At 66.0% G+C, this 19,992-nt stretch carries 21 protein-coding genes; 17 read left to right on the forward strand and 4 right to left on the reverse strand.

Going from position 1 to position 19,992, the window contains the following annotated elements; translation table 11 throughout:
* Nucleotides 1-39 precede the first annotated feature (39 nt).
* Together GCN75_RS16520 and GCN75_RS16525 are read left to right on the forward strand one after the other, a co-directional pair.
* On the forward strand, nt 40-2,397 hold the full coding sequence (locus tag GCN75_RS16520; protein WP_193317536.1) for a fimbria/pilus outer membrane usher protein: 2,358 nt from the start codon (nt 40-42) through the stop codon (nt 2,395-2,397).
* On the forward strand, nt 2,397-3,398 hold the full coding sequence (locus GCN75_RS16525; protein WP_152283431.1) for a Csu type fimbrial protein: 1,002 nt from the start codon (nt 2,397-2,399) through the stop codon (nt 3,396-3,398). The genes GCN75_RS16520 and GCN75_RS16525 overlap by 1 nt, the downstream gene beginning before the upstream one ends.
* On the opposite strand, the gene GCN75_RS16530 is transcribed toward GCN75_RS16525, so the two are convergent.
* Nucleotides 3,395-3,631 carry a hypothetical protein gene (locus GCN75_RS16530; protein WP_152283432.1) on the reverse strand — a complete coding sequence of 79 codons (237 nt, stop codon included), beginning with the start codon at nt 3,629-3,631 and terminating at the stop codon, nt 3,395-3,397. The two genes, GCN75_RS16525 and GCN75_RS16530, sit on opposite strands and share 4 nt — an antisense overlap.
* A 254-nt stretch (nt 3,632-3,885) precedes the next feature.
* On the opposite strand from GCN75_RS16530, the gene GCN75_RS16535 reads away from it, so the two are divergent.
* From GCN75_RS16535 to GCN75_RS16545, 3 genes are all read left to right on the forward strand, one after another.
* Nucleotides 3,886-4,443, forward strand: a complete 558-nt coding sequence (locus tag GCN75_RS16535; RefSeq protein WP_071326735.1) for a winged helix-turn-helix transcriptional regulator — start codon at nt 3,886-3,888, stop codon at nt 4,441-4,443.
* A gap of 175 nt (nt 4,444-4,618) precedes the next feature.
* Entirely contained in the window at nt 4,619-5,056 is a 438-nt protein-coding gene (locus GCN75_RS16540) for a CHRD domain-containing protein (RefSeq protein ID WP_152283433.1), read from the forward strand.
* A gap of 99 nt (nt 5,057-5,155) precedes the next feature.
* On the forward strand, nt 5,156-6,109 hold the full coding sequence (locus GCN75_RS16545) for an AEC family transporter (protein ID WP_152283434.1): 954 nt from the start codon (nt 5,156-5,158) through the stop codon (nt 6,107-6,109).
* Here GCN75_RS16545 and GCN75_RS16550 read toward each other — a convergent pair.
* On the reverse strand, nt 6,093-6,746 hold the full coding sequence (locus tag GCN75_RS16550) for an FMN-binding negative transcriptional regulator (protein WP_152283435.1): 654 nt from the start codon (nt 6,744-6,746) through the stop codon (nt 6,093-6,095). The genes GCN75_RS16545 and GCN75_RS16550 overlap by 17 nt on opposite strands.
* Complete coding sequence (locus GCN75_RS16555) at nt 6,747-7,208, reverse strand: OsmC family protein (RefSeq protein ID WP_152283436.1); 462 nt, start codon at nt 7,206-7,208, stop codon at nt 6,747-6,749.
* A 103-nt stretch (nt 7,209-7,311) separates the two neighbouring features.
* Between GCN75_RS16555 and pdxR the strand changes: the two genes are divergently transcribed.
* From pdxR to GCN75_RS16610, 11 genes are all read left to right on the forward strand, one after another.
* Nucleotides 7,312-8,808, forward strand: a complete 1,497-nt coding sequence (gene pdxR, locus GCN75_RS16560) for a MocR-like pyridoxine biosynthesis transcription factor PdxR (protein ID WP_152283437.1) — start codon at nt 7,312-7,314, stop codon at nt 8,806-8,808.
* Between the two features lie 40 nt (nt 8,809-8,848).
* Complete coding sequence (locus GCN75_RS16565) at nt 8,849-9,412, forward strand: DNA-3-methyladenine glycosylase I (RefSeq protein WP_152283451.1); 564 nt, start codon at nt 8,849-8,851, stop codon at nt 9,410-9,412.
* A complete protein-coding gene (gene mnmC, locus GCN75_RS16570) occupies nt 9,412-11,043 on the forward strand; it encodes an FAD-dependent 5-carboxymethylaminomethyl-2-thiouridine(34) oxidoreductase MnmC (RefSeq protein ID WP_152283438.1) in 1,632 nt (543 codons plus the stop codon). The genes GCN75_RS16565 and mnmC overlap by 1 nt, the downstream gene beginning before the upstream one ends.
* A 197-nt stretch (nt 11,044-11,240) precedes the next feature.
* On the forward strand, nt 11,241-11,738 hold the full coding sequence (locus tag GCN75_RS16575) for a rhodanese-like domain-containing protein (protein ID WP_152283439.1): 498 nt from the start codon (nt 11,241-11,243) through the stop codon (nt 11,736-11,738).
* Nucleotides 11,739-11,757: 19 nt separating this feature from the next.
* Nucleotides 11,758-12,759, forward strand: coding sequence for a serine O-acetyltransferase EpsC (gene epsC / locus GCN75_RS16580; protein WP_152283440.1), 1,002 nt, complete (start codon nt 11,758-11,760; stop codon nt 12,757-12,759).
* A gap of 7 nt (nt 12,760-12,766) precedes the next feature.
* On the forward strand, nt 12,767-12,991 hold the full coding sequence (locus GCN75_RS16585; protein WP_070305409.1) for a helix-turn-helix domain-containing protein: 225 nt from the start codon (nt 12,767-12,769) through the stop codon (nt 12,989-12,991).
* A gap of 132 nt (nt 12,992-13,123) precedes the next feature.
* Nucleotides 13,124-14,056: a family 2A encapsulin nanocompartment shell protein gene (locus tag GCN75_RS16590; protein WP_071325557.1), complete on the forward strand. Its 933-nt coding sequence runs from the start codon at nt 13,124-13,126 to the stop codon at nt 14,054-14,056.
* The gene (locus GCN75_RS16595; protein ID WP_152283441.1) at nt 14,031-15,824 is read left to right on the forward strand and encodes a family 2A encapsulin nanocompartment cargo protein cysteine desulfurase; all 1,794 of its coding nucleotides are present in this window, start codon (nt 14,031-14,033) and stop codon (nt 15,822-15,824) included. Before GCN75_RS16590 ends, GCN75_RS16595 begins: the two co-directional genes overlap by 26 nt.
* A gap of 156 nt (nt 15,825-15,980) precedes the next feature.
* Nucleotides 15,981-16,700, forward strand: coding sequence for a sensor histidine kinase (locus GCN75_RS16600; protein WP_152283442.1), 720 nt, complete (start codon nt 15,981-15,983; stop codon nt 16,698-16,700).
* Nucleotides 16,701-16,711: 11 nt separating this feature from the next.
* On the forward strand, nt 16,712-18,442 hold the full coding sequence (locus tag GCN75_RS16605) for a response regulator (protein WP_152283443.1): 1,731 nt from the start codon (nt 16,712-16,714) through the stop codon (nt 18,440-18,442).
* 64 nt (nt 18,443-18,506) lie between these two features.
* Complete coding sequence (locus GCN75_RS16610) at nt 18,507-18,722, forward strand: hypothetical protein (RefSeq protein ID WP_077399068.1); 216 nt, start codon at nt 18,507-18,509, stop codon at nt 18,720-18,722.
* Between the two features lie 22 nt (nt 18,723-18,744).
* On the opposite strand, the gene GCN75_RS16615 is transcribed toward GCN75_RS16610, so the two are convergent.
* Nucleotides 18,745-19,464, reverse strand: a complete 720-nt coding sequence (locus tag GCN75_RS16615) for a PhaM family polyhydroxyalkanoate granule multifunctional regulatory protein (protein ID WP_152283444.1) — start codon at nt 19,462-19,464, stop codon at nt 18,745-18,747.
* Between the two features lie 149 nt (nt 19,465-19,613).
* Between GCN75_RS16615 and GCN75_RS16620 the strand changes: the two genes are divergently transcribed.
* A partial coding sequence (locus GCN75_RS16620; RefSeq protein ID WP_405002821.1) for a hypothetical protein occupies nt 19,614-19,992 on the forward strand: 379 nt, incomplete at its 3' end.

Below are 19,992 nucleotides of genomic sequence, written 5' to 3' on the forward strand. Positions count from 1 at the left end.
CACACCATGAAATGGTCGCTCACTTGGCAGGCGTGCTCGATGCTGTTACTGGCCAGCATGCCATGCGTGGGCAGGGCGGACGGCACGGCGGAGGTGACGATGGCGGGTGCCGCAACGGGTGCCGTGTCGGGTGCGGACCCCGGTCCCGCCAGCTTGCCGCGCGATCAGGCGGTACCGAATGAATTGTATCTGGAGGTTATTTTGAATGCAGAAGCAACGGGACTGATCTTGCGCTTTACCCAGCAGGGTAAAGGCTTGTTCAGCAGCGTGGAGAATTTGCAACAGCTTGGGCTGGACCCGGCGCGCTTCGTCGCGCCGGGCCAGACCGAGGTGGCGCTCGACGCGATTCCGGGGCTCAGCTACGATTACGATGCGGCGCGCCAGAGCCTGTCGCTGCGCGTGGCCGACACCTTGCGCGCGCCGTTCATGGTCAGCGCCCGCTCCGTCGGCCGCACGCCGCCCGCGCAGGTCACGCCAGGCGCCGTGCTCAACTACGAAGCTTATGCCGAACTGGGCCAGACGCACCGCACGGCGCTGTTCAATGATTTTCGCTATTTCAACCACAGCGGCGTGTTCAGCAATACCGGCACGCTGAACCTGGGCGCCGGCCAGCGCCGCTACATGCGTTTCGATACTTTCTGGAATCATTCCGATCCCGATACCCTGGAATCCTGGCAACTGGGCGACGTCATATCCGGCTCCCTCGCGTGGAGCCGCGCCGTGCGCATCGGCGGCGTGCAATGGCGCAAGAATTTCCAGCTGCGCCCGGACCTGCTGACCTTTCCCGTGGCTTCGGTCGATGGTTCGGCCGTCGTGCCGTCGTCGTTGAGCCTGTATATCAATGGCGTGCAACAATATTCGGCCAGCGTGCCCAGCGGCCCCTTCGTGCTGAACCAGGTGGCCGGCATCAATGGGGCGGGGCAGGCGACCGTCATCACCCGCGACGCGCTGGGCCGCAGCGTGGCGATGACCTTGCCGCTGTATGTCGACACGCGCCTGCTGGCCATGGGGCTGACCGATTATTCCATCGAAGTGGGCGCCATGCGGCGCGACTATGGCCAGCGCGTATTTTCCTATGAGAAAAAACCCGTGGCCAGCGCCACGGGCCGCTACGGCGTGAGCGACAGTTTCACCGTGGAAGGCCATGGCGAACTGGCCTCCGGCGTGCTCAATGGTGGAGCCGGCGCCTTGCTGCGCCTGGGACAGGCTGGCGTCATCAATGGTGCGCTGTCCGCCAGTGCGGGCCGCTACCGCGGCGTGCAAGCGAGCGCCGGTTACCAGTACCTGGGCCCCCGTTACAGCATCGACCTGCAAAGCGTGCGCGCCAGCGCCCGCTACGGCGACCTGGCCTCGCGCGACGGCAGCCCCGTGGCGCGCGCCGCCGACCGCGTCTCGCTGAACCTGGCCCTGCCGGCGGGGCAAAGCGTCAATTTCAGCTATATCGGCTACCGCGCGCCCGGCTTGCCCGCCTCGAAGATTGCCACCGTCGGCTATTCGGCCACCGTGTTCAAGGGCGTCTTCATCAATACCAGCGCGTTCCAGGATTTGCGGCAGCGGGAAAAACGGGGCTTTTATGTGGGCCTGAGCATGGCGTTCGACAATAACGTCGCCCTCAGCGCCAATACCAGCCGGCAAAATGACTTGAACAGCCGCAGCTTCTCTGCCCAGCAGAGCGCCGATTTCGGCGGCGGCTTCGGCTGGGCCGTGCAATCGGGCACGTCGGGCGGCTCCGCCTACCGCCAGGGGCAGGTCGATTACCTGGGCAACGTCGGCCGCGTGACGGCGCGCATGCAGACAAATGCCATGAGCAATGCCGGTTCGCTGGGCGCCGCGGGGGCCCTCGTGCTGATGGATGGCCACGTGGCCGCCGCGCGCCAGGTGGGCAATGGCTTCGCGCTGGTCTCGACGGGCGGCGTGGCGGACGTGCCCGTGCTGCATGAAAACCGGCAGATCGGCGTGACGGGCCGCAGCGGTTATTTGCTGGTGCCGAATTTGAATCCGTATGGCAATAATCAGATCAGCATCGGCACGGATGGCCTGGATGTCGATGCAAGAGTGCCCGTGACCAATATCAATGTGGTGCCCAGCAATCTGTCCGGCGTGCTGGCCGCGTTTCCCGTCGAGCGCTACAGCGCCGCCACCATCGTCGTGCACGGCGCCGATGGCAAGCCGCTGGCCACGGGCTTGCCCGTGTTGCATGTGCAAAGCGGCAAGCACACGGTGGTGGGCTTCGACGGCCTGACGTTTGTCGATGACCTGAGCGGGGAAAACGAATTGCGCATCGGCGACAGCGACAGCCTGTGCTCCGTGCATTTTGCGTACGTGCGTCCCGCCACGGGGAGCTTGCCCATGCTGGGACCGCTCACTTGCGTTGCCGTCGCCGCGGGAGGCCGATAATGCGCCGCCTGCTGCTGTGGCTGATCGTGCTGCTGGGATGCGCCAGCGGCGCGGCGCGGGCCGACACCTGTTCCGTCAGCATGACCAATATCGATTTCGGCAACATCAGCCCCATTTCCGGTACCGATTACGTGGCGCAGGCAACGGGTACCTTCAGCTGCGTGTTTTCTTCGCTGAACCTGGGGCAATTGCTCACGCCAAATGCGCAAGTGTGCATTTCGCTGGGACTGGGCACGAATTCCACCTCGGCCCTGCCGCGCAAGCTGGGCAATGGCAGCAACCGCATGGAATACAACGTGTATGTGGACGGCAGCTATGCGCCGGCAAAGATCTGGGGCGGCGCCGGCGTCACGGGGGCACCATCGACCTTCGGCATGATTTTGTCGGCCGGCCTGCTGGCCCCGCCCGGCACCTACTCGATGAACTTTACCGTGTACGCGAAGATTCCTGCCGGCGCCGCGCTGGCCGCCGTGCCGACGGTGGCCAATGCCAACACGGTCTATACGTCCAGCTTTGCGGGCCTGGGCACCTATACCTACACCACGTACGGCCTGGTCAATCTGTTTGGCTGCACGGTCAACAGCGGCAGCTTCGGCTTTACGGTGAACGCCACGGCCATCAACGATTGCACGATCACGGCCACGCCGATGGCGTTCGCGAACGCGTCGATTTTGACGGGCAATTTGCGCAGCACCAGTACCTTGTCCGTGCGTTGCGTGAACAGCAACGCGTACCAGATCGCCCTCAACGGCGGCAGCGTGGCGGGCAATGTGGCGAATCGCCAAATGAAAAATACCGTCACGACGGACAAGGTCAGCTACCTGCTGTCTGCCACCCTCGATGGCGCGCCATGGGGCGATGGCACGGCGGGCACGAGCATGGTGACGGGCACGGGCACGGGCTCCAGCGTGCCGGTGACGGTGTATGGGCTGGTGCCGGCGCAGAGCGCGCCGTCGCCCGGCGACTACAAGGATACGGTGACGGCGACGATTTATTTTTAGAACGTGACAGTGATGAGGCCGCCGCCCGATGGCGCGGCTTGCTGGTGCAGCTGGTAGGGCGTGTTGTGGCGGCAGTGTACCTGCGCCGGCGCGCGCTGCGTGCTGACGGTGCAGACCTCGTGGATGACGAGGGTGGCCTGGAACGATGCGGAGGAGACGGTACCGGCGGTGGTGGTCTGGCAAACGGCAAGGGCAAACAGGGCTGGCAGTACGGCAAGCTTCAAAGGAGTCATCTTGGATGCATCTGGCGAAAAACGGGCGTGGTCAGCGACGCCGCATGGCAAGGCTGACACCATTTTTCGTACCGGGTTGAGGGGAACAGAACGAGCCATGATTGTACTGGAACAAGAAAAGTGTGAGTTTGTGCGTATTTTCAGGCCGCCATCATGGGGTGAATGAAGCTTTCAAGATGATAGTAACTAAGTTTCCGTATTGCAACTGAAATACTTTTTCGATTGTTGTGTTGAATCAACGTGAGGAGATGGTCATGAAACATACCAACTTTAATAATTTGCCCTGCCCGATCGCACGCAGCCTGGGCAAGGTGGGCGAATGGTGGAGCATCCTCATCCTGCGCGAAGCGTTTTACGGCAAGACGCGTTTCGACGAATTTGAAAAAAGCCTCAAGATTGCGCCCACCATCCTGACGCGCCGCCTGGCCGACCTGGTCGAAGGGGGCTTGATGACGCGCCGCCTGTATTGCGCCAAGCCGCCCCGCTACGACTATGTGCTGACCAAGTCCGGGCGCGCCTTCAAGCCCGTCCTGCTGGCGTTTATTGCCTGGGGTAATGAAAACTTCGCGCCCGAAGGCGCCAGCCTCGTCATCGCCAGCCGCGACACGGGCCTGGCCGCCGATCCGGTGCTGGTCGACGCCATGACGGGCCTGCCCATCAATGACGAGTACTATGCGTTCGCGCCAGGACCGGCGGCCAGCGACAGCATGCGCAGCATCATCCTCGACGCGGAAAAAAGCAGCGGCATCGCGCCCAAGCCGAAGGCGCCCGCCGCCAACCGGGGCTGGGTGGCGGAAGGGCATCTGGCCTGATCGCTGCGCGATGTTGCCGGGAATGGGCCGGCACGCGCGGCAAGTTTGGCGAAAAGCAAAGCGGGCGGCGCGGCCTGGGAGTACTCTCGCACCAGGTAGTGCAAGTGCGGCGTAGGCCCGGCTGTGCGGGGCAGGGCGCCATCCGTGAGCCGATGTCCGTTGAAGGAGTACTGCGATGAGCACATTGCAACAACACGCGCGCCGCGCCGCCACCGTGCTGGCGCTGGCAACCCTGCTGGGTGCCTGTTCCCATGGCCCGCACCAGCCGGGCGGCCATGACGTCACCTTGACGGGCGGGCAGGAAGTGCCGGCCAATACCAGCACGGCCAGCGGCAGCAGCAATATCCGCGTCGCCCACGACCGCAGCGTCAGCGGCGGCGTGCGCTACACGGGCATGGTGGCCACCGTCGCGCACATCCATGAAGCGCCCGTCGGCGCCAACGGCCCCGTCATCGTGCCCCTGGTGCAGACCGGCGCCGGCATGTTTGCCGTGCCTGCCGGCACCATGCTCACGTCGCCCCAGTATGCGAGCTACCAGGCCGGCAACCTGTACGTGAACGTGCATAGTGCCGCCTACCCGGCCGGCGAGATCCGCGCCCAGCTCAAGCCCTAGCGGGCCACCCGCGTTTTTCCGAAAACCTCCTTGGGCCGCGCGAGCGGCCTTTTTTTGCGCCAGCGGATGCCACGCGGGGGCGCGCTACAATGGCGCTCCATGCTGACCATCCTTGCCATCACCTTTCCCTTCTTCGCGCTGGTGCTGTGCGGCTACCTGGCCGTGCGGCGCACCTTGCTGCCGCTGGCCGCCATCGGCGGCTTGAACAGTTTCGTGCTGTACTTCGCGCTGCCGTGCATGCTGTACCGCTTCGGCGCCGCCACGCCCATCGCCCAACTGCTCGACGCCAGCGTCTTTGGCGTCTATCTGCTGTGCGCCCTGATCATGGTGGGCGTCACCACGGCCATGACCCTGAGCCAGCGCATCGACTGGAACAATGCCGCCTTCGGCGCGCTGGTGGCGGCGTTCCCGAACACGGGTTTCATGGGCGTGCCCCTGCTATTGACCTTGCTCGGCCCCCGTTCCTCAGGCCCCGTCATCGTCACCATCGTGGTCGACATGCTCATCACCAGTTCGCTGTGCATCGCCCTGTCGCGCATCGGCAGCGGCGGCGCGCACGGCAGCCGCGCGGCCGTCATGAATGCCTTGAAGGGCATGGCGGGCAATCCCATGCCGTGGGCCATCGTGCTGGGCGCCTTGTCGTCGTGGCTGGAACTGGCCTTGCCCAAGCCGTTGATGCAGACGGTGGGTTTGCTGGCCGATGCCGCCTCGCCGGTGGCCCTGTTTACCATCGGCGCCGTGCTGGCCCGTTCGCAGATGAGCACGGCCGACCCGGCGCCGATGAAAGAGTACGTGCCGGTGGCGCTGAAAAAACTGCTGCTGCATCCGCTGCTGGTGTGGGGCGCCGGCCACGCGGCCATCGCGCTGGGCGCGCCGCTCGATCCGTTCGCGCTCACCTGCATGGTGCTGGTGGCGTGCCTGCCCAGCGCCAGCAACGTCGCGCTGCTGTCGGAGCGTTTCGGCGCAAATACGGCGCGCATCGCCCGCATCATTCTGGTGTCGACGGCGCTGTCGTTCCTGACGTTTTCGGCGGCCGTCAGCTGGCTAACTTGACGTTGGCGGCGATCAGCGCGCCCAGGGCCTGCGCCGCTCCCGGTTCCGCGTCCTGCGCCAGGCCATGCGCCATGCTGGCCTGGTCCTGCATGCTGCGGTTCTGCCCCAGCTTCCATTTCCCCTCCAGACGCGCGAGGGGGATTTCGATGCCGACGATGGCCTTTAACAGCTTGTCGATATAGCCGGCCGGCGCATCGCCCACTTGCCACGGCGCGGCTTGAGCTGCCTCGTGGCGCGCCGTCAGCCGTTCCACCAATCCCAGCAGCCACGCCGCGTCATCGATGGCGCGCAAGGGGCCGTGGGCATGCACGACCGCGTAGTTGAAGGTGGGGACTTCCTTGCCGCTGCGCTGCTTTTCCGCATACCAGGCGGGCGTGATGTAGGCGTGCGGCCCCTGGAAGATCACCATGCAGTCATCGCCGCCGCCGGCGCTGCGCCACAGCGGGTTGGCGCGCGCCACGTGGGCGCGCAGGATGCCGAACGGGGCCTCGGGCGTGGGCGCGGCGATCTCGAACGGCAGGTGGTCGGCGCACAAGCCCTCGTCGCCATGGCGCACCAGCGCGCCCAGGGGATGGGCGGCAATCAGTCCATGCAGCACGTCGATGCGCTCTTCGCGGAAGCTGGCGGGCGTGTACATCTAGGCCGCTCCTTCCACCACCACCTCGGCGGTGATCGAATTGGCGATGTAGCAGCGTGCATGCGCGTCGTGGTGCAGGGCCGCCAAGTCCTCGGGCGTGGGCGGCGTTCCCGCGAAGGCGATGCGCGGGCGCAGCACGATGCGCGTCATGGCCAGGCGGCCCGCGCTGTTTTTTCCCAGTTCGCCGACGGCTTCGTCGCGGTAGCCGTCGATGACGTAGCCGCGCTGCGCTGCCAGCGACAGGAAGAACAGCATGTGGCAGCTCGACGTGGCGGCCACCAGCGCTTCTTCCGGATCGACGTTTTCCGCCACCGACATGGGCAGCGGCACGGACAGGGGAGAGGACGAGGCGGGGACCGTCAGGCCGCCGTCGAACTGCCATTCATGGCCGCGGCTGTAGCGCTGGCCGGCGAAATCCTGGCCGTCGCGCTGCCAGGCCACGGTGGCGAAAAACTGATGCATGGATGCTCCACGGGAGTAGGGGGATGCGCCATCTTAGCGCCAGTCTTGGCTATTTAAAACATCCAATAAGTGCTATCTTGAAGCTACCAATTTGAGGATCTCCATGCCCGCCACGCACCTGCACCAGATCATCGCCACCTTGCCGCTGCGGCGCGGCGGCACCGAGCCCCTGTTTCGCCAGCTGTATGCGGCCATCAAGGCCGCCATCCTCGATGGCCGCATGAGTCCCGGCATGCAGCTGCCGCCCACGCGCGACTTTTGCCGCCTGCTGGCCGTGTCGCGCCAGACGGTGCTCAATGCGTATGCGCTGCTGGTGGCGGAAGGCTATCTCGATGGCGCCGTGGGGCGCGGCACCTTTGTCAGCCGCGACGTTCCGCTGCCCGTGTCCATGGCCGCGCCGGCCGGCAAGATGGACGCGCCCGGCCTGCTGCGGCCCCTGTCGGCGCGCGGACAGGGCGTGGTGGCGGCCATGCGCCAGGTGGCGATACACCGTGGCCCGCTGCGCGCTTTTCGCGTCGGCATGCCGCGCATCGACCATTTCCCGTTCGACGTGTGGAACCGCCTGGAGGCGCGGCGCTGGCGCCGCCCCGACCACCAGTTCGGCTACAGCGATCCGGCCGGCTACCTGCCGCTGCGCGAACTGCTGTGCGTGTACCTGAAGGCGTCGCGCGGGGTCCAGTGCACGCCGCAGCAGATCGTCATCACCTCGGGTTCGCAGCAGGCGCTGTTTTTGCTGTCGACCATCCTGCTGGCGCCCGGCGACGCGGCCTGGATGGAGTCGCCCGGCTACCGTGGCGCCAGCGGCCCGCTGCGCGCGGCCGGCGCGCGCGTGTTTCCCGTCCCCGTCGATGCGCAGGGGCTGGATGTGGCATATGGCGTGGCGCACTGTCCGCAGGCGAAGCTGGCCTACGTGACGCCGTCGCACCAGATGCCGCTGGGCGCGAGCATGAGTTTGCCCCGCCGCCTGGCCCTGCTGGCCTGGGCCGCGCAGCACAAGGCGTGGGTGGTGGAAGACGATTACGACAGCGAATACCGCTACACGGGCGCGCCGCTCGCGTCGCTGCAAAGCCTGGACCGGGCCGGCTGCGTGGTGTACGTGGGCACCCTGTCGAAAGTGCTGTTCCCCGGGCTGCGCCTGGGCTACATGGTGGCGCCGCCCGCGCTGGCCGAGGCGCTGGTGCAGGCCAAGGCCGTGATGGACCGGCACACGGCCATCGTGCCGCAGATGGTGCTGGCCGACTTCATCGCCGAAGGCCACTTTGGCCGCCACATCCGCCGCACGCGCGACAGCAATGCCGAACGGCGCGATCTGCTGGTGCGCGGGATTGCGCGCGAACTGGACGACCAGCTCATGTGCGGTCCGGCCGACAGCGGCCTGGAACTGTGCGCGTATTTTCGCGACGGGCACGACGAGGAAGCGGTGTCGCGCGCGGGACTGGAACGGGGCATCGAACTGCGTCCGCTGGGCCACTATGCGGACCCCGACGCCGGCGCCGCCTGCGCCACGCCGCCAGGGCTGCTGCTGGGCTTTGCGGCGATTCCCCCTGCCGAGATGGCGCACGGCCTGCTGGAACTGGGGCGCATCCTGCGCGGCCGATAAACTATACTGACACTTGCCTGTACACGAAGACACCATGACCATGAACACGATCCGCTGCTCCTGGGCCAATCCGGCCAATCCCCGCTACCTTGCGTATCACGACACGGAGTGGGGCGTGCCCTGCCACGACGAGCGCCGGCTGTTCGAGATGCTGAACCTGGAAGGCGCGCAGGCAGGCCTGAGCTGGGAAACCATCCTCAACAAGCGCGATACCTACCGTGCGGCCTTCGACGGCTGGGATGCGGAAAAGATCGCCGCGTATGGCCCGGACAAGGTGGCGCAGCTGCTGGCGGACCCCGGCATCGTGCGCAACCGCCTGAAGGTGGCGGCGGCCATCACGAATGCGCAAGCCTATCTGCGTTTGCGCGCGGAAGGCCAGACCCTGGACGGCTTCCTGTGGGCATATGTCGATGGCCAGCCCATCGTCAACAGCTGGCAGCCCGGCGAGCGTCCCGCCAGGACGGATTTGTCCGACAAATTGTCGAAAGACTTGCTCAAGCGGGGCTTCAAGTTTGTCGGTTCGACCATCGTCTATGCCTACATGCAGGGCATCGGCATGGTCGACGACCATGCGCCTGCCTGTTTTTGCCGCGCGGGGCGCTGATGCGCCGCGCGCTGGTCCTGCTCGACACGGACTTTGACGGCGCGCGCCTGCGCGCCGCCTGTGCCGCGCATGGCGGGCGCCGCCTGCATTACATCGCGCTGGCGCCGCGTCCCGTCGACGCCAGCCACCTGCCCGAGGAATGGCGCATGCAATGGCCGCCCTGCGTGCCGGGCCTGCACCGCATGGTATCGCGCGATGGCTTGCTGACCCTCGACGTGCTGATCGGCGAGCCGGAGGCTTGCCTGGCGCAGGTAGCGGCGCGCATCGATGAAGTGCTGCTGGCGTGGGTGCCTGCCGCCGTGCCGCTGCTGGCGCGCCTGCTGGTGGACGGCGCCCGCCTGCAGGCCGTGCACCTCGACGAGGCGCAGCGCGCGGCGCTGCAGAAGAACGGTTTTGTCTTCGACGAGAGCCGTTTGCGCGCCGTGTTTTATGCGCGGCGGGGAGAACACGTGGCTGCCGTGGCGCCCGAGCGGCGCGCCATCGTCATCGGCGCGGGCGTGGCCGGCGCGGCCGCCTGCGAACGGCTGGCCGCGCGGGGCTGGAAAGTGACCCTGGTCGAGCGCCACGCGCAGCCGGCCAGCGAAGCGTCGGGCAACCTGGCGGGCATCTTCATGCCGCAGCTGTCGAAGGACGACAATATCGCCACGCGCCTGGTGCGCGCCGCCTATCTGTACTCGCTGCGCTACTGGAAAGACCTGGGCGGCATCGGCGCCGCCTTCGACGGCGCGCAATGCGGCGTGCTGCAGCTGGCGCGCGACGGCGCGCATGCGCAGGTGCAGCGGCAGATCGCCGCCAGTGGCCTGTATCCGCGCCAGTACGCCCGCTGGCTGGACGCGCCCGAGGCGAGCGCCATGCTGGGCGCGCCGGCACCCGATGGCGCCTGGTGGTTCGAACAGGGCGGCTGGGCGCGCCCATCCTCCGTCTGCGCGGCCATGCTGGATGCCTGCGGCGCCTTGCTCACGCGGCGCTTTTCCAGCAGCGCCCTGCGCCTGGAACGTGGCGACGAGGAATGGCTGGTGCGCGATGCCGACGGCGGCCTGATCGCGGCGGCGCCCACCGTCATCCTGGCGGCCGGCACGGGGGCGGTTGATTTCGCGCAGGCGGCGGACCTGCCGCTGGACGCCGTGCGCGGCCAGGTCACGCACCTGGCCGCAGGCAGCCTGCCGTCGCTGCCGTTTGTCGCCTGCCGCGAAGCCTACATGACGCCGGCGCATGAGGGCGTCGTCTGCGTCGGCGCCACCTACGACGCCGAGGCGGATGCCACGGTGCGCGCGGCCAGCCAGCACGAGAATATCCGCAAGATCGCCGATATCCTCGACATTCCCGTGTTCGATGCGCCGCTGGCCGGACGCACGGGTTTTCGCTGCGTGGCGCCGGACCGCCTGCCGCTGGCGGGCGCTTTGCCCGATCCCGGCGTGCCGGGCCGCTGCGAGCGCCTGCGCGACGTGCCCCGCTGGCCCGGCCTGTTTGGCTTGCTCGGCTACGCGTCGCGCGGCTTGATCTGGGCGCCGCTGGCGGCCGAACTGCTGGCTTGCCAGCTCGAGGGCGAGCCGCTGCCGCTGGAGCGCCAGCTGGCGGAGGCGCTCGATCCTGCGCGCTTTCTGCTGCGCGAGCGCCGCCGGGCTTCCTGATTACACCCGGAAGCGAGTTCCGGGGGCGGACCCTCGGGGGGAATATGCCCCAATGGGGCATATTCCGATTCCGAAGGAACTGATCCCATATACGTTTTTCAGCTTTCCAAACTCTTTTTAATTTGTTTTCCGAACAACATAAGTTCGCTACAGTGAGCTTGTGCTTGTTTTTGACGACGGAATGAAGAGGTGGAAAGATGGCTGCTGCAGAACTGGTGTTCGATCCCCGCGCCGTGCATGGCGAAGGGGCGTTCGAGGAAGTGCTCAAGCATGCGCGCGCCCAGGCGCAGGCGCAGGGCTTGCCGTATGCGGGCATCGTCAGCGCGCAGGATGCGTGGCAGCTGGTGCAGGCCGGCAAAGCCGTGCTGGTCGACGTGCGCACGAACGAGGAGCGCACGTTCGTCGGCTACGTGCCCGCCTCGCTGCACGTGGCCTGGGCCACCGGCACGTCCATGAACCGCAATCCCCGCTTTACGCGCGAACTGGAAGCCAGGGCGGGCGGCAAGGATGCCGTCGTGGTGCTGCTGTGCCGCAGCGGCAAGCGCTCGGCGCTGGCGGCCGAAGCGGCGGCCAAGGCCGGTTTTACGCACGTCTTCAATATCGCACAAGGCTTCGAGGGCGACCTCGACGAACAGCAGCAGCGGGGCCACAGCGGCGGCTGGCGCTGGCACAGTTTGCCTTGGCTGCAAGATTAAATCTCCCTTCAGGACCACCATGAACCAGCGAGCCACTCCCCCTGCCTCCCTTGCCGCGCAGCCGCAATGGGAATTGCGCCAGATCGTCGATGAATTGCGCGCCGTGCGCGAGCAGTGGCGCGAAGGGCTGGCCAGCAGCCAGGAGTGCGGCGCGCGCGAATTCCCGTCGCGCCAGCATTTGCGCGATATCGTGAGCGCCCTGTGCGCGGCCCTGTTCCCCATGCGCCTGGGGCCCCTCGACCTGCAGCAGGAGAGCGAGGATTTCTTTGTCGGCCACACGCTCGACACGACCTTGACGGGCTTGCACGAACAGGTGCGGCGCGAACTCAGTTATCACGCGCGCCAGCACGGCTTGCAGCAGACGGTCTCCATCGAGCAGCAGGCGCTGGCCATCGTGCAGCGTTTCGCCCGCGCGCTGCCGCGCATCCGCGCCCAGCTCGACACGGACGTGGCGGCCGCCTTCCATGGCGACCCGGCCGCGCACAGCGTCGATGAAGTGCTGCTGTGCTATCCGGGCATCCTGGCCATCATCCATTACCGCCTCGCCCATGCCTTGTATGCGCTGGGTGCGCCGCTGGTGGCGCGCATCATCGCCGAAGTGGCCCATTCGCAGACGGGCATCGACATCCACCCGGGCGCCATCATCGGCAGCAGTTTTTTCATCGACCATGGCACGGGCGTGGTGATCGGCGAGACGGCCATCATCGGCGAACGGGTGCGCATTTATCAAGCCGTCACCCTGGGCGCCAAGCGCTTTCCCGCCGGCGCCGACGGCGTGCTGAAAAAGGGCTTGGCGCGCCATCCCATCGTGCAGGACGACGTGGTCATCTATGCGGGAGCGACGATCCTGGGACGGGTGACCATCGGCCAGGGCTCCGTCATCGGCGGCAACGTCTGGCTGACCCGCAGCGTGGCGCCAGGCAGCCATGTCACGCAAGCGCACAGCCAGCAGGAGGCGGCCGAATTGCCGGCCCTCGCCGCTACCGTTGCACCGCATTCCGCCTTTGCCCATCACCCATGAGGACAGCATGTTGATCAAACAGTTTGGACTGGCCGTGCGCCAGTTGCGCGAAGGGCACGGCTGGTCGCAGGAGCGCCTGGCCGAAGCGGCCGACTTGAACCGCTCGTTCATCGGCGAGATCGAACGGGGCGCCGCCACGCCGTCGCTGCTGACGGTGGAAAAACTGGCCGTCGCGCTGGGCGTCGGCCTGGCGGGTCTGATGGCGCGCTGCGAGCCGGAATTGGTCGATTAAGGCGGGTCGATTAAAGCGGGTGGATTAAACGCTGCATTGGTGGCGATAGCATGTTGAGCAAGTGAGAGGGGTAATCGATACTTTATTTGTTTTTCAGATAAGCATATTCACTTTTCTCATTAGGAGTCGTTGATGGCCGAAGCAACCCCCGATAGCCAGTTCGCGCTGGGCGATAACGCCGCGCGCCAGCTGGCCAATGCAAGCAAGAGCGTCCCCCAGCTGTCCACGATCACGCCGCGCTGGCTCGTGCACCTTCTGCAATGGCTGCCCGTGGAAGCGGGTATCTACCGCCTCAACCGCGTGAAGAATCCGAAGGACGTGCGCGTGGCCTGCTCGCAGCGCGACGAATCGGAACTGCCGCAAACCTTTGTCGACTACGACGACCAGCCGCGCGAATATTTCCTCAATGCCGTCAGCACGGTGCTCGACGTGCACACGCGCGTGTCGGACCTGTACAGCAGCCCGCACGACCAGATCAAGGAGCAGCTGCGCCTGACCATCGAAACGATCAAGGAGCGCCAGGAAAGCGAATTGATCAACAATCCCGACTACGGCCTGTTGGCCAGCGTGCACGACGACCAGCGCATCTTTACCCTGACGGGCGCGCCCACGCCGGACGACCTCGACGAACTGCTGACGAAAGTGTGGAAGGAGCCGGGCTTCTTCCTCGCCCACCCGCTGGCCATTGCCGCCTTTGGCCGCGAATGCACGCGCCGCGGCGTGCCGCCACCCACCGTCAGCCTGTTCGGTTCGCAGTTCCTCACGTGGCGCGGCGTGCCGCTGGTACCGTCCGACAAGCTGCCCATCGAAGACGGCAAGACGAAGATCATCCTGCTGCGCGCGGGCGAGCAGCGCCAGGGCGTGATCGGCCTGTTCCAGCCTGGCCTGGCGGGCGAGCAAAGCCCGGGCCTGTCCGTGCGCTTCATGGGCATCAACCGCCACGCGATTTCGTCCTACCTGATTTCGCTGTATTGCTCGCTGGCCGTGCTGACGGACGATGCGCTGGCCGTACTGGAAGACGTGGAGATCGGTAAATACCATGACTACCCAGACACCTACAAGTGATGGCGCGGCGGCCCTGGCGCCGTCGTCCCTCTTGCCCGACGAGGCGACCCTGAACCGCCTGGCCGGTGAATTCTTTGCGCGTCTGCCGGGCTTGGATAAATCTCCCAGCCTCGGCGGTTCCGGCAGCGTGCTCGATGCGGCGCCCCGCTATGCCAACCGTCCGCCGCCGCAGCCCGGTCCCTCGTTTGCCGCCATCGCTCCCGGCGTGGCGACGGCGCAGGTGCCGCCCGTGACGGCGCCGCTGGAGTCGCCGCTGGCGCCGTCGCCGGCTTCGATCCCCACGCCGCGCGCGTCGGGCATCGGTGCGCCGTCGCCGTATTATTTTGTCGGCGGCGCGCATGGCTATCCCGTCTCGCACGGCAAGCTCGATGGCCTGGCGCAGCAGGGGTTGGGACTGGCTGCGCCCGACGATCTGCGGGGCCTGTTTGCCGCGCCGCAGCGCGCGCCGGCGCGCCAGCTGCCGGTGGCGCCGTCGCACGGCCAGCCCGCGTTCTATTTCCAGACCGAGCTGCCCTCGGCGGCGGCGCCTGGCCAGCACCAGGCGCCCGCGCCGTTCGACGTGCATGCCGTGCGGCGCGACTTTCCCGTGCTGGCCGAGCGGGTCAACGGCAAGCCGCTGGCCTGGTTCGACAATGCGGCCACCACGCACAAGCCGCAGTCGGTGATCGACCGCGTGTCGTATTTTTATGCGCACGAAAATTCGAACATCCACCGCGCGGCCCATGCGCTGGCGGCGCGCGCCAGCGATGCGTACGAGGCTGCGCGCGCCAAGGTGGCCAATTTCCTGGGCGCCGCCTCGGCCAATGAAATCATCTTCGTGCGGGGCGCCACGGAAGGCATCAACCTGATCGCCAATACCTTCGGCCGGAAATACATCGGCAGCGGCGACGAAATCATCGTCTCGCAGCTCGAGCACCACGCCAATATCGTGCCGTGGCAGCAGCTGGCGGCGGAGAAGGGCGCGACCCTGCGCGTGATTCCCGTCGACGACAGCGGGCAGATCCTCCTCGACGAATTCCGCAAGCTGCTCAACGGGCGCACCAGGCTGGTGTCCGTGACGCAGGTGTCGAATGCGCTGGGGACGGTGACGCCCGTGGCGCAGATCATCGCGCTCGCGCATGCGGCCGGCGTGCGCGTGCTGGTCGACGGCGCGCAGGCCGTGTCGCACCTGCGCGTGGATGTGCAGGCGCTGGATGCGGATTTCTACGTGTTCTCGGGGCACAAGGTGTTCGGTCCGACGGGCATCGGCGCCGTGTATGGCAAGGCGGACTTGCTGGAGCAGCTGCCGCCCTGGCAGGGCGGCGGCAACATGATCGCCGACGTCACGTTCGAGCGCACCGTCTATCAGGGCGTGCCGAACCGTTTCGAGGCGGGCACGGGCAATATCGCCGATGCCGTGGGCCTGGGCGCGGCCATCGACTATGTGCAGCGCATCGGCCTGGAAAACATCACCGCCTACGAGCACGCGCTGCTGGAATATGCGACGCACCATCTGCAGGGCATCGCTGGCGTGCGCCTGATCGGCACGGCGTTTGAAAAGGCCAGCGTGGCGTCGTTCGTGCTGGCCGGCTACGAGCCGGCGGAAGTGGGGCGGGCCCTGAACGACGAGGGCATCGCCGTGCGCTCGGGCCACCACTGTGCCCAGCCGATTCTGCGCCGCTTCGGCGTGGAAGCGACCGTGCGGCCTTCGTTCGCGTTCTACAACACGTATGAGGAGATCGACCGCCTGATCGCGGTGGTGCGCCGCCTGGCGGGCGCGCGGCGCTGACCTTGCCCGCCCGGCCGTCCGATGCCGCCCCTGCGCAAGCGGGGGCGGCATTGTTGCGTCATGTCACGGACTTTGCGCGCGGCTGGCTGGCGCCCGCATGCTGGCGGTATAATTTACCCTTGGCAATATTCAAGCTGCGGCCCAAGGAGATATCCGGTGGAAGATCAACACAGCTCGCCCGAGCTTTTCCTGTTCCTGGCGTCGACCGTGCACGACATGAAAAATTCGATCAGCGTGCTCAGCGGCACGCTGGAATCGCTGCTGGCGGCCGAGCAGGCAAAAGACGTCCCGCAGGCGGACCCGGCCTACCTGCAGATGGCGCAGATGCTGTACCAGACCAAGCGCCTCAACGATAACCTGATCCAGCTGCTGGCCCTGTACAAGGAAGTGGGCAAGCCCGGCTACCCGTTCGACGTGCAGCCGCAGCTGGTGAGCCAGGTGATCGACCAGGTGGTGGACCAGGAAAAGATCCTGCTGGCCTCGAAAGGCATCCGCCTGGAGACGGCTTGTCCGCCAGAGCTGATCTGGACCCTGGATGAAGACCTGGTCATCGGCGTGCTCGCGCATGCCATCAACAACGCCATCCGCTACACGCGCGACACGATCCGCCTGTCGGTGCGCCAGGCGGGCGAAGTGCTGGAACTGCGCGTGGAAGACAATGGCGACGGCTATACGCAGGCCTTGCTCGACGCGGGCAGCGCGGCCATGGATGGCATGGCCGCCGGCGTGAATTTTTCCACCAACAGCACGGGACTGGGCCTGTATTTTTCCAGCGAAGTGGCGAAGATGCACAAGCACCGGGGCAGCAGCGGCAGCATCGCCCTGGAAAACGGCGGCGCCCTGGGCGGCGGCTGTTTCATCCTGCGCCTGCCCTGAACGAGGAATCCATGACGACAGACAGCCACGCCACGGCCGCCGAAGCGGGCAGCACCGACTGGGCCGACAAACATTATCTGCTGGTCGACGACTTCATCGGCATCCGCATCCTGCTGCGCGAATCGCTGCGCAACCTGGGCGCACGCCATATCGACCAGGCGGCCAGCGGCGGCGAAGCCATGAAGCTGCTGGCCAAGACGCGCTACGACGTGGTGCTGTGCGATTACAACCTGGGCGAAGGCAAGAATGGCCAGCAAGTGCTGGAAGAGACGCGCGTGCGCAACCTGACGGCGCCGTCCAGCGTGTGGCTGATGGTGTCGGCCGAGAAAAGCGTGGAATCGGTGATGGGCGCGGCCGAGCACCAGCCCGACGCCTACCTGATCAAGCCCATCACGGAAGGCGTGCTGCTGACGCGCCTGAACCGCGTGTGGCACAAGAAGCAGGTATTCCGCGAAATCGACCAGGCCTGCATGGAAAAGGATTATCTGCGCGCGGCCAAACTGTGCGACGCGCAGATCGAGGTCAACAAGCTGCACGAGCTGGAACTGCTGCGCATGAAGGCGTCCTTGCTGCTGAAAAGCGGCGAGCCGGAAAAGGCCCGCGCCGTGTATGAAAAAGTGCTGGCCGACCGCGATTACAGCTGGGCCAGGGCAGGCCTGGGCAAGATCCGCATGAATAACGGCGAGCATGAGGCGGCGCGGCAGATCTTCCAGGGCGTGATCGTGGAAAACAAGTATTACATCGATGCCTACGACCAGATGGCCGTTGCCTACCAGCTGATGGGCCAGCACGAGGAAGCGTGCGGCGTGCTGGAAAAGGCGGCGCGCCTGTCGCCCAATTCCGTGCCGCGCCAGCGCAACCTGGGGCTGGCGGCTTTGAAAATCGGCAATGTCAGCATGGCGGAAAAGGCCTTCCGCAAGTGTATTTCCATCGGCGAGTTTTCCGTCATGAAGACGCCCGACGCCTACCTGGGCCTGGCGCGCGTGTGCGGCTTGAAGAAGGATGCCAAGGAAGCGCTGCAGTGGCTGCTGCTGGCGCAGCGCGAATTCGCGCCCGAGCAGATCGGCTTGCGCGCGAAGATCACGGAAGGCATGGTGCACCACGAAACGGGCGACTACCGGCGCGCGCGCAAGTGCGGCGACGAGCTCGAAGCCATGCTGGCCGAAGACCCGGTGCGGCCCGAGAAAAACATCTGCATGGAGCTGGCGACCCTGCTGTTTGCCGTCGGCGTCAAGGATGCGCCGGCCGGCCTGTTGTGCTACGTGGTGAAGAACAACCACGACAACCAGGTGGTGCAGGACGAGGTGCAAAAGATTTTCGACAAGGCCAAGATGGGCGACGAGGGCACCAGCCTGATCATCGCCTCGCGCAAGGAAGCGTCGGACTTGATGAACAAGGGCGTGCTGCTGTGGAAGACGGACAAGCTCAACGAAGCGGTCGCCTGGATGCGCACCGCGCGCGAAAAGCTGCCGAACAACTTGCGCATCCTGTTCAACTCGGCGCAAATCATCGTGTCTTTCCTGCAGCAACGGGGCTACCAGGCGGACTTGGCGGCCGAAGCCATGGAAGTGTTGTTGTATGTAGACAAAATTGCACCAGGGCAGCAGCGCTTCGCGCAATTGATGGAGCAGCTGGTGCAGCTGACGCCGCCGCCGGGGCCGGAAGAGGCCGTCGCGGAGCTGGAAAATGCGCCGCCGGTGCCGGAAAAAGGGGGAAAAGCCGTGCGGGAGCGTGCCGGATGATAAACTAGGGGCCAGCGTGGGTTCGCCCGTGCTTGAGTTGCTTTACAACAATAAGGAAGAAACTATGCGTGATGTGGTCAATGAAGTGTACAAAAAAATGAAAGTCGGCGCCGTTGCCTGGGTACGCCCGGTCGCCGCCAAGGGAGACACGCTGGAAACATTCCAGTCTTCGTACGAGCACGCCAAGGCGCTGGCCGACGAAGGCCTGATCACGATCGGTGACGTAAAACGCCAGGCCGACAACATGATCGAGGCGATCCGCATTCATCGTATCGCCTGATCATATCGCCGCCACAAGGACGTCAGGCCTTGCCTGCCGTCCTGGCTTTGGGCGCTGCGCGTTTCGCGGGCGCCTTGCGCAGCGGGGCCTTGGCCTTGGCTGCCGTGCCTGCATCGGCAGGTTTGGCGGGCTTGCCAGCGGCCGGCTTGGCCTTGCTGTCCTGGCCAAAACTGGCCGCTGCCGCACTGGCAGCGTCGGGCGACATCGCCGTCGAGACGGCTTGCTTGAACTGATCTTGTAACAAATTCCACCAGGCACTTGGATTACCCAGCTGGGCTGCTGCCTGGCTGCCGGCATCGCCGGGCGCCGCCGCAGCGGGTGCTGGCGTAGGCGTTGGCGCAGGTGCGGGGGCCGGTTTTGCTTCCGGCGCAGGTGCCGCTTGCTGGAAAAACGCGGAAGCGTAGGGCACGGATTCGAACAGCGACGAGTCGCTGGCGCCGGGCTGGGTGATGGCTGCCGCCAGCGAGGCGCCCATCGATTTCAGGGTGGCGATGGTGCCGCGCTGCACTTCCAGCGCCTGGATACTGCCGCGCAGCATGCTGGTATTGAGGTTCAGCCACGCTTCGACGGCCTTCAGGTCGTTGATTTTCTTGTCCAGTTCTTCCACCGACATGGTGGGCGCCGTGATGCCGGGCACACCCATGCCGGGCACGCTCATGCTGCCCCACAGGTTTTTGACGAAGTCGAGCGTATCGGTCACAACTGCTGCGCCCGGTATTTGGGGCATTTGCGGGTTTGCCATGCGAAATCTCCTGGTAGATGGATAGGCTTAGCGTAGCAGATATCCGCTGGCAACTGACGCAAAGTCGCCAACATTTTCTTACATAAAACATCAAGAGTTGAGCACGGGCAAGAAGCAGGAAGCGGGGCGAAAGCGTTACACTACAGCCTATGATGCCTGACCCATTCTTTTCGCCACCGCGCCGCCGTACCGTCATCTTTGTCGCGGTCATCGGCGCACTGCATTACGTGGCGCTGGAATGGCTGACCTCGCATGCGAGCGTGGTGCCGCTGAAGCCGGAGCATGCGCAGGTGGTCAGCATGGCCTTGATTGCCGAGCCGCCCAAGCCCCTGCCGGTGGTGCCGCCACCGCCGCCCGAACTGCGGCCCGTGCCCAGGCCGCCGCCCCCGCCGCCGACGACGGAACTGGCGTCGAGCGAGACGCCCCAGTGGACGGCGCCTGCCAGCGACGGCGCGGTGAGCGCCGAGTCCGCCTATACTGAAGACGGCATGCTGCTGGCGCGCCGCAAGACGCGCGAAGCACTTGCCG

The sequence above is a fragment of the Janthinobacterium violaceinigrum genome, from assembly GCF_009208555.1.
GTDB lineage: Bacteria > Pseudomonadota > Gammaproteobacteria > Burkholderiales > Burkholderiaceae_D > Janthinobacterium > Janthinobacterium violaceinigrum.